The sequence below is a fragment of the Bernardetia aquimarina genome (assembly GCF_042180575.1).
Taxonomy (GTDB): Bacteria; Bacteroidota; Bacteroidia; order Cytophagales; family Bernardetiaceae; genus Bernardetia.
The window spans coordinates 4041168-4057635 of sequence record NZ_CP170094.1; the positions used below are offsets into that span (position 1 = coordinate 4041168).

Annotated in this window: 15 protein-coding genes; 12 read left to right on the forward strand and 3 right to left on the reverse strand. The window is 32.3% G+C overall.

Annotation, left to right across the window (positions count from 1 at the left end; translation table 11 throughout):
* Nucleotides 1-113: 113 nt before the first annotated feature.
* The 4 genes from ACE193_RS17300 (at nt 114) to ACE193_RS17315 (ending at nt 2033) form a co-directional block, all read left to right on the forward strand.
* On the forward strand, nt 114-713 hold the full coding sequence (locus tag ACE193_RS17300) for a hypothetical protein (RefSeq protein ID WP_375559476.1): 600 nt from the start codon (nt 114-116) through the stop codon (nt 711-713).
* A gap of 81 nt (nt 714-794) precedes the next feature.
* A complete protein-coding gene (locus ACE193_RS17305; protein ID WP_375559477.1) occupies nt 795-1382 on the forward strand; it encodes a Uma2 family endonuclease in 588 nt (195 codons plus the stop codon).
* Nucleotides 1383-1385: 3 nt separating this feature from the next.
* Nucleotides 1386-1604: a DUF2281 domain-containing protein gene (locus ACE193_RS17310; RefSeq protein ID WP_375559478.1), complete on the forward strand. Its 219-nt coding sequence runs from the start codon at nt 1386-1388 to the stop codon at nt 1602-1604.
* A 15-nt stretch (nt 1605-1619) separates the two neighbouring features.
* Nucleotides 1620-2033 carry a hypothetical protein gene (locus ACE193_RS17315; protein WP_375559479.1) on the forward strand — a complete coding sequence of 138 codons (414 nt, stop codon included), beginning with the start codon at nt 1620-1622 and terminating at the stop codon, nt 2031-2033.
* A gap of 188 nt (nt 2034-2221) precedes the next feature.
* On the opposite strand, the gene ACE193_RS17320 is transcribed toward ACE193_RS17315, so the two are convergent.
* A complete protein-coding gene (locus ACE193_RS17320; protein ID WP_375559480.1) occupies nt 2222-3235 on the reverse strand; it encodes an IS110 family transposase in 1014 nt (337 codons plus the stop codon).
* A 452-nt stretch (nt 3236-3687) separates the two neighbouring features.
* Here ACE193_RS17320 and ACE193_RS17325 point away from each other — a divergent pair, with 452 nt between their 5' ends.
* The 8 genes from ACE193_RS17325 to ACE193_RS17360 all read left to right on the forward strand — a co-directional run bounded on the left by ACE193_RS17325 (nt 3688) and on the right by ACE193_RS17360 (nt 14185).
* Nucleotides 3688-6075 (forward strand): TonB-dependent receptor domain-containing protein, encoded by a 2388-nt coding sequence (locus tag ACE193_RS17325; RefSeq protein WP_375559481.1) that lies wholly within the window; start codon nt 3688-3690, stop codon nt 6073-6075.
* A 71-nt stretch (nt 6076-6146) separates the two neighbouring features.
* Nucleotides 6147-6881, forward strand: coding sequence for an aspartate/glutamate racemase family protein (locus ACE193_RS17330; RefSeq protein ID WP_375559482.1), 735 nt, complete (start codon nt 6147-6149; stop codon nt 6879-6881).
* Between the two features lie 403 nt (nt 6882-7284).
* Entirely contained in the window at nt 7285-8397 is a 1113-nt protein-coding gene (locus ACE193_RS17335; RefSeq protein WP_375559483.1) for a hypothetical protein, read from the forward strand.
* A 78-nt stretch (nt 8398-8475) separates the two neighbouring features.
* On the forward strand, nt 8476-10158 hold the full coding sequence (locus ACE193_RS17340) for a formate--tetrahydrofolate ligase (protein ID WP_375559484.1): 1683 nt from the start codon (nt 8476-8478) through the stop codon (nt 10156-10158).
* Between the two features lie 339 nt (nt 10159-10497).
* Nucleotides 10498-10701: a hypothetical protein gene (locus tag ACE193_RS17345; protein ID WP_375559485.1), complete on the forward strand. Its 204-nt coding sequence runs from the start codon at nt 10498-10500 to the stop codon at nt 10699-10701.
* Between the two features lie 187 nt (nt 10702-10888).
* On the forward strand, nt 10889-12052 hold the full coding sequence (locus ACE193_RS17350; protein ID WP_375559486.1) for a glycosyltransferase: 1164 nt from the start codon (nt 10889-10891) through the stop codon (nt 12050-12052).
* Nucleotides 12053-12275: 223 nt separating this feature from the next.
* A complete protein-coding gene (locus ACE193_RS17355) occupies nt 12276-13283 on the forward strand; it encodes a hypothetical protein (protein ID WP_375559487.1) in 1008 nt (335 codons plus the stop codon).
* A gap of 149 nt (nt 13284-13432) precedes the next feature.
* Entirely contained in the window at nt 13433-14185 is a 753-nt protein-coding gene (locus tag ACE193_RS17360; protein WP_375559488.1) for a DUF4382 domain-containing protein, read from the forward strand.
* Between the two features lie 72 nt (nt 14186-14257).
* On the opposite strand, the gene ACE193_RS17365 is transcribed toward ACE193_RS17360, so the two are convergent.
* Together ACE193_RS17365 and pfkA are read right to left on the reverse strand one after the other, a co-directional pair.
* Nucleotides 14258-15418, reverse strand: a complete 1161-nt coding sequence (locus ACE193_RS17365) for a hypothetical protein (RefSeq protein ID WP_375559489.1) — start codon at nt 15416-15418, stop codon at nt 14258-14260.
* Between the two features lie 27 nt (nt 15419-15445).
* Nucleotides 15446-16414, reverse strand: coding sequence for a 6-phosphofructokinase (gene pfkA, locus ACE193_RS17370; RefSeq protein WP_375559490.1), 969 nt, complete (start codon nt 16412-16414; stop codon nt 15446-15448).
* Between the last annotated feature and the right edge of the window lie 54 nt (nt 16415-16468).

The window sequence follows — 16468 nt, forward strand, 5'->3', positions numbered from 1 at the left end:
TAGAACCTTCTTTGAATAATTTATTATTTGAAGAAGGTTTTTTTTGACCTATTTTCAAAATTAATAAATTCTTATATTTGTAAAGTCACTTTTCATTCGAAACAATATAAATTATGCCCTATTCTTATACAAACCGACAAGGTAAAGTCCATTATTTTAAGCAAGTTGAAACCAAAAAAGGTGGATATCGCTATTATGTTACTACCTCAGACAAATTCCCTGATTTAATAGAAGCTGTTCCTTTAGATTATGAAATTGCTGAATTGCCCGAAGATGCTAGAGTGGTCATTCGTAAGAAAAAGCCAGTAATCATAACTCGTGAAGAAATAGAAGTTACACATGATGCAATAGAAGAGTTTTCAGCTATTAATGACTTCTTTATACATGCTGAGGAAGAATATATTTATGTTTACCATTCTCAGTTCAATTATACAGCAGGTCAAGAAGATAATTTGAGCAGAGAAGAAGCAAAGGAGGTTTTTGGAGATACTATTGAACGATGGATGAAATTCTTTACCTCATTGAGATTTAAGTTAATTGATAAAAAAGAAAGATTATTTCAAACAGAACGTACAGTTTATTTGAGTTTGTATGGACATGATTTTCACCCTGTGGGCGAAATAGGACTGATTGAAGATGTTGCACGAGATTATGGACAGTATCTAGGGCGTGAAACTTTCTTTGATTTAGAACCGAAAGATTTAAAATTCTAGGACACTACTTTTCATAGTAGAACATCAAAACCATTTAATGCGTATATTTAAGAAAGCATTTACCATTAATTCTCAAAAGCCATGCAACAACAAAAACAAAGCAGACTTTCATTAGAAGATTATATACAACTAGAAGAAGAAACGCATCAAAAATATGAATACTACAACGGCTATGTAGAAGCGATGGCAGGAGGAACGTATGAACATAATACGATTACTACAAATATTTTGTCAGAAATAAATATGAAGCTAAAAGGCAAATCATGCCAAATAATGAATAGTGATACAAAACTTTACTTAGAAAACAGCAATAGTTATCTTTATCCTGATGCGATGATTTTTTGTGGAGAAAAAGAACGAGCTGAAAACTATAAAGATGCTTTCAAAAATCCTGTTGTGATTATAGAAGTATTGTCAAAATCTACCGAAGCATTCGATAGAGGAGATAAATTTGATTTATACAGACAACTTTTCTCACTTCGTCATTATGTTTTGGTAAAACAAGATGAAGCAAAAATTCAGATTTATTCTCGTCAGAGTCCAACTTCATTATGGAATATTCAGACTATTGAAGGTTTGGAAAATTCGCTTGAGTTGGTCATTTCTGAAACCGAAACGTTAAATGTTCCTTTCGTTGATATTTATGATAGAATAGTTTTTGAAAATTAAATTATGAACAATTCAGATATAAAACTCAATTTATTTCGTCGTATAGATATGCTTTCCGATGATGTATTGCAAGACCTTCAAAAAGGAGTAGATAATTTTATTGCTAAAAAAAGTGTTTCGCCACCTCTAAAAGAACGAAAGTTTGGAGCAATGAAAGGACTTGTAACTTATATGTCAGATGATTTTGATGAGCCTTTAGAAGATTTTAAAGACTATATGTAAAGTAAAACTCAAATTATGAAAACAGGGAAAATAGATTTAGGAGAGTTTAGTAAGGAAGCCTTAATTCTTGTTATTTTTCTAGCTCCTTATTTATATGCGTTATTCAACTGGGAAAACTTGCCTCCGTTTATTGAAATTTATGAGGGTGAATATTCATTGAGTAAGACGGAATATATTTTTGAAGGAGGTGTAGCTGTATTTGTATTGTATATATTAATGGCAGGTGGCAGTAATAAAACTAAGAAGAAGCGTTTCTACCCTTTTCGTTTACTCCTTCATTCTTATGCAAGTGCTGTCATGTTTTTGATAATGATTGGAACAGACAGCAAACACATAAACGTACCTTATTTAGGAGTTGTGCTTACCCTTCTTTTTATATTAGCCCTTATACTTCCTAGTCTTTATTATAAGTTTTTTCGTCAGAAGTAAAATTGGATAGTAAACTCCCAGCCCTAGCTCATAAAACGATTATCGTTATAACTTTCTTTGAATAATTTATGGTTGTTTGACAATTTTTGCACCTTATTGATTTTTTCGAATTTTGAACATTGATGGTCGTCGGTGGAGACACCGACAACGGCTATAACCTGCCGTTGAAAACTATGGTAAAACCAAGCCTAACCTTTAGAAAAATTGTTAAAATTTATTCCGTTTCTATCATATAGTGTTTTGTTTTTTACACAAGCAAAAATGCGTTGTATAATCTTATTTCGTAAAGCATTAATCACACTCATTTTGTTCTTTCCTTCGGCTACTTTTCTTAGGTAGTAATCTCTCATCTCCCCCTCTACTTTCATAGCAGATAAAGCACACATGTGCAAAGCTGTTTTGAGGGTTTTGTTCGCCATTTTTGACACTCTTGCCCTTCCTTTAAATTTTCCAGATGAATTTTCAAAAGGCACAACACCACAATAAGAAGCTAGTTGTTTGGCAGTATCAAATTTGGTAAACCCGTCGGTAGCTACTAGTAACTGAATCGCTGTTACTTTTCCAACACCTACTACAGAAGTGGTGAGCCGATAGAGTTCTTTAAGCTCAGGGTCATCTTTGATAATTTGATGCATTTGTTTTTCTATTTCTTCTATGCGAAGACTCAAGTGTTCCAACGTTGTTTTAGAGCTTTCCTCTAGAAGCTGCTGAATAGACGCTTTGCTAAATTGACTCTGCTCACTAACGTAGGTTTCTAGCTCCTGTCTATGAGTAACTAGCTTTTTTCGTAGTGTCTGCAAGGTTTTTAGGGTTTCTAGCTCTTGAGTAGGAGGAGTATATAAGTTCGCTTTGTCTTGAAAACGAAAGGCATAAGCTGCGATATTTTCAGCATCAACTTTGTCGCTTTTGAGCTTTTTGACACCCATAGAACGTTTAATTTGAATAGCATTTTCTACCCAAATGGCACAATCAAATTTCATCAAAGCGATAACAAGCCAGTTGATATACATACCTGTATGTTCCATACAAAACAAACTTTTCTCTAGCTCATAAAGGTCTTGAAAAGAAAAAAGATAGGTCTGTATTGTCTTTAAATTATTTGCAATACGCTGGTGATCTACTAACTTTCCTTCTTGAAGAATAGCAATATCTAAATGTTCTTTACTCACATCGATGCCTATAAAATTTTGGTAAGTCTGCATAAAAAGTTAATTTAGGGTTACCTAATTTAAAAAATGATTCATCATATTCAATCGGACTTAAAACCTTATCTAATGAGTTTATTTTTAGGTCAATAAAAATACTCCGAAAACTATTTGAGTTTGAGATTGAATAAAGGTAGGAAGAGGCTGTTTCGAGAGATAGATTTTTATAGTCTGGCTCGTTTCATAGGTTCTCTTCCTACTAGATGAATTCTTAAATACAAGATAAGAAATTACATCTATTTTATCTACTACAAACCTAAAGGTTGGTGTCCCACCAACGACATAGTGCAAAAATTATCAGAGAACCTTATTTATTATTTGAAGAGTTTTTTTATGTCTTGATTTGACTGTTTTAAAAATGTTTTGTTTCACAAAAAAAGTCAAAATCTAAACAACCTTTAAAAACATAAAGTTGGAAATAATATAATTTAACTATCAAAAAAATCAACATGAAACACTATCTACTACAAGTCATTTGCTTATTCTCATTTTTTATTTGGAGTGGTTTGGCTACTGCTCAAGAACAAGGTCAAAAACAGATAATTAAAGTTGTTGGTAATTTAGTAGAAGAAGAAACATCACAACCTGTTCCCTACGCTACTGTCGCTCTCTACGCTACCAATACCAAAGAACTCATTACAGGAATGACATCAGATGAGGAAGGACAGTTCTCTATTTCTACTACTTCTACTGATTTTTATGTCAAAATTAGTTTTATGGGGTATCAAACTAAAACTATAACAGACTTTGAGATAATTGATAATAAAATAGATTTAGGAATGGTATCACTTGCTCCAGATACTCAACTGCTAGATGCGATTGTAGTAGAAGGCGAAACTTCTAAAATGACTTTTCAATTAGACAAACGTGTTTTTAATGTAGGTAAAGACCTTAGCACAACAGGAGCAAGTGCGCTTGAAGTCTTGAATAATGTTCCTTCTGTCAATGTAAATATTGAAGGCGAAATTAGTTTGCGTGGAAGTGGTGGCGTACAAATTCTCATCAATGGAAAACCTTCTATTTTGGCTGATGGTTCGGGTAATGCACTCGGTAGCATTACAGCAGATATGATAGAAAGTATTGAGGTAATTACGAATCCTTCTGCTAAATATGAAGCCTCTGGTACAGCAGGGATTTTGAATATTATTCTTAAAAAAGAATCGAAAGAAGGTTGGAATGGTTCTATTTCTGCCAATACAGGTATTCCTGATAATCATAGTCTTGGAGGAAGTATAAATCGTCGTACCGAAAAATTCAATTTGTTTACTCAGTTTGGGGCTGGCTATCGTTCAATTCCTAGAATAACTGAATCACGAAGTCAGAATTTACTTAATGGAGAAGTTATTTTAAGTGATGGAAAAGAATTCAGAAACGAAACTTTTTTTAATATTACACTCGGAACAGATTATCATTTGAATAAATACAATGTCTTTACGCTCTCAGGAAATTTTGCCTACGAAATAGAAGACCAACCTTCCGAAACCAATTTTAGCTTTTTGGAAGAGAATAGGCTTGTTTCTAAGTGGAGACGTAATGAAACAACCGAAGCTACTAATCCAAAATGGCAATATGAATTTAACTGGACAAAAACTTTCAAAAACAACGAAGACCATACTTTTCAAGTGAGTGCTTTGGGAAGTTTTTTTGGAAAAGATCTTTCCTCTCAGTTTGTTGATAGAACTTTAGAGGGCGAAAATATAGATACTAATCAGCGTACAGCGACTACTTTTCAGAAAGCAGATTATACATTCAAAGCAGATTATGTCAATCCATTATCAGAAAATTATACTATCGAAACAGGTACACTGTATGTAATTAATGATGTAGGAAATGATTTTGAAGTGCAAAATTTTGAAAATGGCGAGTACATAACCAACCTAGATTTTACTAATAATTTTGAATGGAATCAAAAAGTATTGGGTGTTTATGCGACTGGTGCTTTTGAAAATAAAATTTGGGGAATAAAAGCAGGTTTGCGTGTAGAAAATACAGACCTTCAAACTTTACTAACCACTACCGATGAGGCAAATTCTCAAAACTTTACTAATCTTTTTCCTTCTCTACATACTTCCTATAAAGTATCAGAAAATCTTGCACTTCAAGCAGGATATTCTAGGCGTGTTTTCAGACCAAGATTATGGGATTTGAATCCTTTTTTTAATATTAGAAACAATTTTAATATTCGTGCAGGTAATCCAAACCTTCAACCTGAATTTACAGATTCGTATGAACTGACAAGTATTTATGATATTGGAGAAGCCTCAATGAGTTCTAGTTTTTATCATAGATATACGACCGATGTAGTAGAGCGAGTTTCTACTTTTTCTGATAATGTTACGGTTACTACACCTCAAAATATTGGAACAAATTCTCTTTTTGGTTTTGAAACAAATGGAAAATACAGTCCTGTAAAGTGGCTTACTTTTAATGGTAATTTTAATTATACTTATTTTGACCGTAAAGGAGTTTTTGAGAATCAAAACTTTGATTTTACAGGCAATCAGTGGTCAGCTCGTTTAGACTCAAAAATAAAATTACCTGCTGATATTGATTTCGAAATAACTGGAAATTATCGCTCTAGTTTCGAAACTGTACAGGGCAATCAAAGTGGTTTTGCTTTTATGAATCTAGGTATTCGCAAAAAGTTTATCAAAGGTAAAGTAGTAGCAAATTTAGGAGTTAGAGATGTATTTGCATCTAGGATTCAAGAAAATTTTGTAAACCAACCTACCTTCGAAATATATAATTTTAGACAACGTGGACGTTTCATAACCTTTGGTGTAAGTTATGCCTTTGGGAAAGGAGAAGCAATGAGTTATTCAGGAAGAAGACGATAAGGCAAAAGTATAGAAGTTAAGATATTTTGTCCTAACAATAATTCAATAATTTTGAGAGATTCAATTAAATTATGCAATCAAAAGTAATAGGTATTATTGGAGGCATAGGACCTTATGCTGGGCTAGATGTCAATAAAAAAATTTATGATAATACTATCGCATCCCAAGATAAACACCATTTAGATGTAGTGTGTCTATCATTTTGCCAAAATATACCTGACAGGTCGGAGTTTCTTTTGGGCAAAACTTCTAAAAACCCTGCTTTATACATTACTGAAAAAGTTAAGACATACAAATTAGACGTTATTGGAATTGCCTGCAATACATTTCATGCGCCATCTATTTTTGAGGTATTCAAATCTGAAATGGGAATATCAAATAAAAGAGTCCAAATTGTACACTTGCCAAACGAAGTGAAAAAAGTAGCTCTTAGAAAATTTAATCATACTACTATTGGAGTTTTGTCATCATTAGGAACTTTTGAGGCAAATATTTATCAAGATACTTTTAAAGATGTTCCAATCCATCTAAAATTTCTAGATAAAAGTGGAAGAAATGCGATTCACGAAGCTCTATATAATGAACATTGGGGCATAAAATACAATGGAAAGCTTTCTCAAAAGGCAAAAAAAAATATTGAAACCGAAATAAATAAGTTTGAAAATGTTGATGCTATTTTATTTGCTTGTACTGAACTACCCTTGATTATCAAAAATATAGATTCATCAAAGCCAATAATAGACCCTAACCTAATATTAGCAAGAGCATTAATTCGAGAAGTAGATCCTTTCAAATTAAAAGAATAAACCTGAAATAACTTTCCATACACTTACTGTTTTACCTTTATTTTGACATAAACCAAAGACTTAGATAAAATAATGCTTTTTGTTTTGAAAGTAGTAATCTTTTTTGGAAGAAATTTATATATTTGGAAAAGGCTCTTTTGGTAATCAACTCAAGTTGTGTATAACAGACTTCCCAGTCTATTATGAAAGTAAAAAAAATGACTTTATTCAGACTAGGAAGTCTAAAATACTTATACCACAAAACGTGAGTTGATTATAATGGTAAGCATACATCCAAGAATTTTAGAAAAAACAAGGGTTATGTACCTGCCTTTATTGGTGTTTTAGTGAAACGAAATCAATAAAAATATAATTTATTGTATATCACATTGTACTATAATTTTAAACAAAAAACAACTTACTCATGAAAATACTACTTATCAATAGCAAAAATCATTGGACTCATGGATGGTTTACTTCTCCTTCCGACTTAAAAACTGCAATAAATGTTTTGCATAAAGCAGGCATAGAAGTAACAACAACAGAAGTAGAAAACATTGTGCAATTAGAAAAAACCTTAGATGAGCTTTCTTCGGATACTTTAGTTTGGTCAAATGCTTATTTTGTCGATGATGAAAATAATAAGGTTGTTTGGTTAAATGAATACCTAGAAAATCGCAATTTGCCTTTTGTGGGTTCTGATTCTAAGACACTTCAAAGCGTTCTAAAAAAAGATGTTTGTCAAGCAATATTGAAAGAAAATCAATCGCCAATTCCTTTTTTTACTCTTATTACTCGTGAAAATATACATGAAATTGATACTTTAATTTCTCAATTTTCTGATTATCCGTACCCACTTGTATTAAAACCTACTGCCGAATCGGGTAGTATTGGTGTTTGCTTGGCAAAAAATCAAGAAGAAGTAAAAGAATACACCTCTCAAATTTTAAATGACTTTCCACATAGCGATGTAATTATCGAAGAGTTTTTACCGAGTGATGATATTACGTGTGGTTATCTTCAGCTAGGTAATGATGTTTTGCTTTTACCGACGGCTTATATTGTAAAAAGCGTACCAGGTAAAAATAATATTCTTAATCGTCAGGAAAGACTTCGTTCGTGGGATAAAGACGATAAAATACAACCCTATATTTCAGATGAAGCTATTCTGAGCCAACTGAAAACACATATTGCACCCATAGCAAAAGCCCTAAACGTACAAGGTATTACTCGTATTGATGGCAGATTGGATAAAGAGGGAACTTTGCGCTTTTTTGATGTCAATGGTTTGCCTGCTCTAGGTTTTCCAGATGGTGTGATGGTCAAACAGTGTATTACTTGTTTTCCTAACTACTCTGAAATGGAAGTTTTTGAAGGTCTTATTCATACCATTGCATTGAATGCTTTTTTACAACATGGGATAGAAGCTCCAGAAATACTACAAAAACACAATCTTTTTACAATGGATAGCGACATAATTATCAGAAGTAAAATAGTTGATAACAAGGATTCAAAACAAAATTTGGTAATTCAATAAATTATAAAGTAGATAATTTTTTATTTAAAATTCCATCAATCCTGTAAATCCTTAACAAACTACAAAAAATAACTTACCATGAAATCTGATATAGAAATCTCTCGCCAAACCAAACTATTACCTATTGCAGAAATAGCAAAAAAAGTAACTATTCCAACAGAAGAATTAATTCCTTATGGAAAATATATTGCAAAATTACCTTTAGAATTACTTGATTTTAAGAATAATTCTGAAAAACAAAGTCAAAAGTCAAGTTTAATTTTAGTAACTTCTATTACACCCACAAAAGCTGGAGTAGGAAAAACAACCACTTCGGTAGGTTTGGGATTAGGACTTGCAAAGATTGGAAAAAAGGCGATTGTAGCACTCCGTGAGCCTTCTCTAGGACCTTGTTTTGGAATGAAAGGAGGCGCAGCAGGTGGAGGTTATGCACAGGTTTTGCCAATGGAAAATATCAATTTGCATTTTACAGGCGATTTTCATGCTATTACTTCGGCAAATAATATGATTGCTGCTCTTTTGGATAATTATCAGTTTCAAAATAGAGGTTCTGAAAATCAGCTTCGTCAAGTTCTTTGGAAACGAGTTTTGGATGTCAATGACCGTTCGCTTAGAAATGTAGTTACAGGGTTGGGAAGTATTAGTAATGGAGTGCCGACCGAAACAGGTTTTGATATTACGCCTGCTTCCGAAATTATGGCGATTTTGTGTCTTTCGAATGATTTGGAAGACTTGAAAGCTAGAATCGGAAATATTTTATTAGGATATAGAGTAAAACAAGAACCAGTTTTTGTAAAAGATTTAGGCTTTGAAGGCGCAATTACAGTACTTTTGAAAGATGCTATTCAACCAAATTTAGTTCAGACAACTGAAAATACAGCTTCAATTATTCATGGAGGACCTTTTGCAAATATTGCTCATGGTTGTAATTCAGTTTTGGCTACCAAAATGGCTCTTCATTTTGCTGATTATGTAGTTACGGAAGCTGGTTTTGGAGCAGATTTGGGAGCTGAAAAATTTATGAATATAAAGTGTCGTAAGTCTGGACTTTCTCCAAAAATTACTGTTATCGTAGCTACTTCTCAAGCTCTAAAACTTCATGGAAATATAGCAGAATCGGAAATCAAGAAACCGAATTTGGAAGGAATAAAAGAAGGAACAAAAAACCTAGAAAAGCATATCGAAAATATGCAGTCTTTTGGACAATCGGTGGTTGTGGCTTTTAATAAATTTAGTTTTGATACAGATGAAGAGATTGAATTTTTGAAAGAGTTTTGTCATTCGAAAAATGTAAAATTTGCTATCAATAATGGCTTTTTGGAAGGTGGAAAAGGAGCAGAACAACTAGCCCAAACGGTTGTAGAAATGTGTCAAGATAATCCTTCAAAGCCTTTAGCATTTACATATCAAAATGAAGACGATATAGAAACCAAAATCAAAAAAGTAGCTCAAAAAATTTATGGAGCAAATACTATTTCGTTATCTGATAAAGCTCAAAAAATGCTTACTAAGATAAATAATTTAGGTTTTTCTCATTTTCCTATTTGTATTGCCAAAACACAATATTCTTTTTCTGATGATGCCAAAAGATTGGGTGTAGCTAAAGATTTTACACTCAATGTTGAAGATTTGGTTATCAATAGTGGTGCTGAATTTATTGTGGCTGTTGCAGGTGCAATTATGAGAATGCCAGGATTGCCAAAAGAACCACAAGCATTACAAATTGATATAAAAGATGGATTTATAGAAGGCTTGAGTTAGGTTTTTAGTCTAGCTCATTTATAGGCTAAAAGGCTTGTATTTTTCTAGCCTACCATTTTAAAATTCATCAATAAATTAATATTGTTGTAATCCATCAATAATAGATAAGTAGTTACTTTGTGTAAAACAAGGGAAGATTAAAAGGAAATACTAAAGTTGTTAAGCTATTTTATCATTTTTTAAAGAATTATTTTTTTTAAATAAGTATTTATGGCAACAACTATTCTTTATTTCCGTATAATAAATCACAATAGTAAAACTATCAAAAAATCTATGCACTCAAAAGATAGTTTGGACAAAATAACAATAACTACTTTACTTTAAATAACTTATAACCCAATGAAAAACTATGTTTTTTTTCAGCAAAAAGAAAATTTGACGATTTGGGCTTTGACAGTATTGATAATTATGGCTTTTGTGATGATGCATTTTCAATATAAAAAAACAGCACAAAATTCAGAATATCCGAATGCTACAACAAGCAAAGCAAGAGTAAGCACACCTAATCAAACAGAAGTACCTCATCTAATACCTGCATTATAATTTTAGAGTTTATTTTGTTAGAAAAAACAAATAGCACAAATAAAACTTTACTTTACTAAAAAAAATACCGTCCTTTAAACCATCAATTAGAATCTACTAATTGGTGGTTTTTGTTTTTATTACATTTCGCAAACTAAAAAAATGCCTTTATTGATATTTTAGCATAGCAACATCAACAAAATAATATATGATGAAAATAGCTTATTTATCTACTTTTTATCCTTTTCGTGGAGGAATTGCACAGTTTAATGCGCTTTTGTATCGCAATTTTGAGAAATTAAATATTTCTGTTTCTGCTTATAATTTTACTACGCAATATCCCGAATTTCTCTTTCCAGGGCAGACACAATACTCTACTTCGGAAGACAATGCAGACCAAATTCCGACACAACGAATCATCAGTAGTATAAATCCAATTTCCTATCTACAAACGACTTCCAAAATCTCAAAAGAAGAACCTAATTTGCTTTTGATGCGCTACTGGTTGCCTTTTTTTGCGCCAGCTTTAGCAACAGTTTCTAAGAAATTGAAGAAAAAAGGAACAAAATCGATTGTCATTGTAGATAATATGATTCCCCACGAAAAACGTTTTTTTGATGAGATTTTTACAAAATATTTTCTCAAAAATACAGATGCGTATATTGTGATGAGCAAATCTGTGGAGAAAGATCTTTTAGAACGAAAACCAAATGCAAAATATATCTTTCATCCACATCCAATTTATGAGCATTTTGGAGAAAAAGTAGAACGAAAAGAAGCATTAGAAAAACTAGGACTTTCAGAAATAGAAGGAATTGATAAAATTGAAGATAAAAAAATATTACTTTATTTTGGTTTTGTCAGAAAATATAAAGGCTTGGATTTACTTTTAGAAGCCTTTAAAGAATTAGATAATGATTATTTTTTGATTATTGCAGGAGAATCATATTTATCAGATAACGAAAATAAAGAGCTTCAAAATCTTTTAGATAATCATCCAAAAAAACAAAATATTGATACTCGTCTGCGTTATGTTTCGGATAGTGAAGTAAATCTACTTTTTTCGGCTGCTGATGCTAATGTTTTGCCTTACAGACACGCTACTCAAAGTGGAGTTACAGCAATCGCTTTTCATTTTGAAGTTCCGTCTGTTGTTACAGATGTAGGAGGACTTCGTGATTTGATAGAGCCTTACGATGCAGGTACAATAGCCGAAAATGCGACACCAAAAGCCATTCAGAATGCAATAGAAGAGCTTTTTGATAAAAAGAAAGACATAGATTATGGCGAAAACCTACGTGTTTTTAAAGAAAAGTATTCATGGGAAAACCTAGCAAAGAAAATTTTAGAGCTGTATGAAGAAATAGAATAGCTTTTTCTATTCGACAAAAACCCATTATTCCTCTATCAACAAAGTATTGATGGCTAACTATTTGAACTTATTAGTGTTACAATAACAAATCCTATTCTATAAATAATTCAATAAAAAATACACAAGACAAAGCTATAAACTGCTATTACTAAATAAAAAAAAGTAGTTTGTAATTTTTTTCCTTGTCATAACTTTCTATTCTATTTACTTTGTAGCAACGGATATGAACATAAATAATAATATACAGAATAATATAAATACGAATTCAGAGAATAATTCTGTCAAAAAATCGTCTAGTTTAAAGCCTATTTTTCCTTCTGTCAAGCGTCCTGCTGTAGATCAACCTTTGGCACAAACGACACACAAAAATTTCATTGATACACCCACTCATTTCGAAACAGATTATATTTCTATGAAATGGCTTCCAGAAAAACGTCGTATTGATGTAATTTGGAAACAGTTTGTGAGTGAGGACAAAGTTCGTGAAGTGCTTTTGAGAGAAGTGGCTATGATTCGGCACACAAAAGTAACATGTCTTTTTTTAGATGCTCAAAAATTCAAAGGAACAAATCCAAATATTCCTCGCTGGGCAAATGAAGTTTGGTCGCAAATGGTGCATGACGCAGGTTTGAAACATTTTGCTACTGTGGTTTCGGATAAAGATATTTTTGCTGTTTTTTCTTTAAAATATGGAATGGGAGAAAAGCTCATGTCGCTTGTTAATTGTGCCGTTTTTAAGACGATAGAAGAAGGAGAAGTATGGTTAAGACAATATACACATCCTGAAAGTCCTGTTTATAGTGATGACGAATTGGAGGAAGTGATGGAAGAATATGAAAATCCAACAACAGATTATGACAAAAATAATATAGTTGCAGAAACTGAAAAAATTGAAAAAACACCAAAGCCTAGCTTCAATACTGAAATTGATAAAGAAGAAATAACCAAAGAAGAGAAGGAGATAGTTGAAACAGAAATGACAACACCGATTTCAAAATTTGATACAGAAACAGAACTTCAACACTTTAATTTGGAACAAGAAATAACAGAACAGGAAACACAAAATGACTTTGAAGAAGAGGAAGAAGAAATAGATGAAGAAGATGATAATAGACTTTCTCAAATTCAAGTCTTTTCAGATTTTGAGGATTTAGAAAATCATATACAAAACATAGAATCTAAATATAAAACAAAAGATGAGTGTTCAGATGATTCTGAAAGTCAAAGTTGATTTTGTTTTTCTAAAAATAAATGAGTACAATTTTTGTTAAAACAACGTAGTATTATTTTTGTTATAGTTATACAGTTCTTTCAATAGGAACTGTATTTTTTTATCTTGAAACTAAAGAACATATTATGAAAATTCATTATTTATTTTTTTTGCTACTCTCAATCTCTCTTTTTTCCTGTAATGATAAGGATAAAAATGGAAATGCCAAATTAGAAGTACGCCTTGTAGATGCACCTGCTGAGTATGATGCTGTTTATATTGATGTTAGAGAAGTCAGAATCCATACTTCTGAAACGGCTGCTGATGAAGACCAAGGCTGGACAACACTTTCAACCAATCAAGGAATATATAATCTTTTAGAACTTACTAACGGTATTGATGCTCTTTTGGCAAGCGAAGAACTTCCTGCTGGTAAAGTATCTCAAATTCGTCTGGTTTTGGGAGAAAACAATACACTTGTAGAAGATGGAGAAACTCACGACCTCAAAACACCTAGCGCACAACAATCAGGTTTAAAGTTGAAAATCAATACTACTTTAGAAGCTGATTTGAAATATGTGATTATGCTAGACTTTGATGCTGCTCGTTCTATTGTAAAAGCAGGAAATTCTGGAAATTATAATCTAAAACCAGTTATTCGTACTTTTGTAGAAAGCGATGGTGGTTCTCTGAAAGGTTGTACTTCGCCTTCTTCTGTTCAGTCTTTAGTTACTGTTTCTCAAAATGGTGTGTTTGTAGCAAGTGCTTATACAAATGATGGATGTTTCTTAATCAAAGGACTTCCAGCAGGAACGTATCAAGTAAGAGTTGAGCCTCCTTTAGCATACTCTCCTGTTACAATTTCTGATGTAGTAATTAGTGATGGAGAAGTAAAAACATTAGAGACAATTACAATTCAGTAATCGTTTGTAGAAAAAAAATATCAAAAACTCATTTTACACATCGTGTAAAATGAGTTTTTTTGTGATGAAACTCTAATAAAAATTTCCTTTGAAAGTAAGTGAAGTCACTTCATTTTCATCAATAGAAATATAATCTCTTTCTATCAATCTCTGAATATTTTTGTTGATTTGTTCTTTACTTAAAGTTGTTCTATATTTTTCATTTTCAGCCTTAGAGTAGTAATCTGTGATTTTTTGTAGAGTTGTGTTTTTTTCTCCCTTCATGAACCCCATTATGGTATCAAGCTGTTTTGTTTTATTTCTAGAAAAGAAGAGATAAAGGTATTGGTTTTCGTCAATTATGGATTGAAGAGATTTTATGGTGTCAGTATCACTTATTACATCGTGGTCAAAAAAGTGATGGATAAAGTATGCTTTACCATTATGGACAAATTTTATAAACTCTTCCTCATCATCATCTTCAAAATCTTCTCTCAAATCTTCATAGTATTTTTCAAAGTAATTCTCTATTTGCTTTTCATAAAGTGTGATTAATTTTTTCAAATCTTTCTCAAAGAAACTGTAGCTCTCTATCTCTTCTATCTTTATATTTTTTTCATCCAAAATAGTATCAATCATTGCATAAATATCTCCTTTTCCTTGCATCATCATCCATCCTTGATAAGAATTAAAATCATTTTTATCTAAATCATACTTTATTGTATAAATAGTCAATTCGTCATTTGTAGAAATATCATTACTGAAATTTTTTTTTGCTTCTCTTCTCAAATGACAACTATAACAAATATCTTTTGGCAAATACGAGCTATCAGTAGGAATAATAAGTTTATTACAATCAGCACAATGTATTCCTTTATCTCTTTGAAGCCAAGAAGGGCAATCATCGTCTGGAGCTTCTGAAGCAGGAAACCAAAAAGGAATATTATATTTTTTACTGATGAGGTTTCCAATTTTTTTTGCTACGATTGTTTCTTCCCAAGGTGTAGGTTGTCCATTAAAAATCCGTAAATCGGATGCAAAACGCATCGTACATAAATGGAAAATTGAGTATTTAGAAAATCTATTTTTAGTATCAATAATGACTTCCATATAAATACACCAACCTTGTGTATCTCCATCCCATAAAGCTTGAATAGCGACAGGCACTCCTGTTTTTTTACCTTCTTCTATTTTGTCAATATACACTTGCATATTTTCAAAATCTTCTGGCTTATCGTAATAATCTTTTGGCATTATTTTCTAATAAAAGTGATGATAATTCTAGGTACTCAAAATACGGAGCATTCTTACAAGGTCATTATCAATCTTTCTAGGTTTCAAGCACTCTTCAATGGGAGTATAAGTTAGTTTTCGTTTCAGTTGTCCGACCATAACATTGGTTTTTCCAGATAAAAGCCCTTCTACTGCTGCTAACCCTAACTGACTAGCTAAAACTCTATCGGCTGCTGTTGGCGAACCTCCACGCTGAATATGTCCTAGATTAGTAACCCTAAATTTGAATTTTGGTATTTGCTCTCTTACTTTTTTACCCAGTTCTTCGGCATTTCCTAGTTCGTCGCCTTCTGCTACCACTACAATCAAAGATGTTTTTTTATTGGCTAACATCTCTTTGATAGAAACAACTATTTCATCTAAAGAATCTACAATTTCGGGAAGCATGACTATTTCTGCTCCTCCTCCAATTCCTGTCAAGAGTGCAATATCTCCACAATGTCTGCCCATTACTTCGATAAAAAAACCTCTTTCTAATGAATCGGCTGTATCTCTTATTTTGTCGATGGCTTCTAAAGCTGTGTTGATGGCTGTATCAAATCCGATGGTGTAATCTGTTCCGTTGAGGTCGTTATCGATTGTCCCTGGTGCACCCACGAATGGCATTTTGTGTTCTGCTGAAAAGGCTTGCATTCCTGCTAGTGTTCCGTTTCCACCAATGGCAACAAGTCCGTCAATTTCTAAATTTTTGAGATTTTGATAGGCTTTTGCTCGCCCTTCTTTTGTCATAAAACGTTGGCTACGAGCTGTTTTTAAAATTGTTCCTCCACGCTGAATAATATTACTGACATCTCTAGAAGTCATAGTGTGAATGTCATTTTCTATCATTCCACGATACCCTCTATGAATTCCATAGACTTCGACACCGTAATATAACGCACCTCTTACAACGGCTCTCAAGCACGCATTCATTCCAGGAGAATCTCCTCCAGATGTAAAAACTCCAATTTTTTTCACGTCTTAATTAGTGATTAATGGTTAAGTATTGGTTTTTTTTATTAAAAATGAACT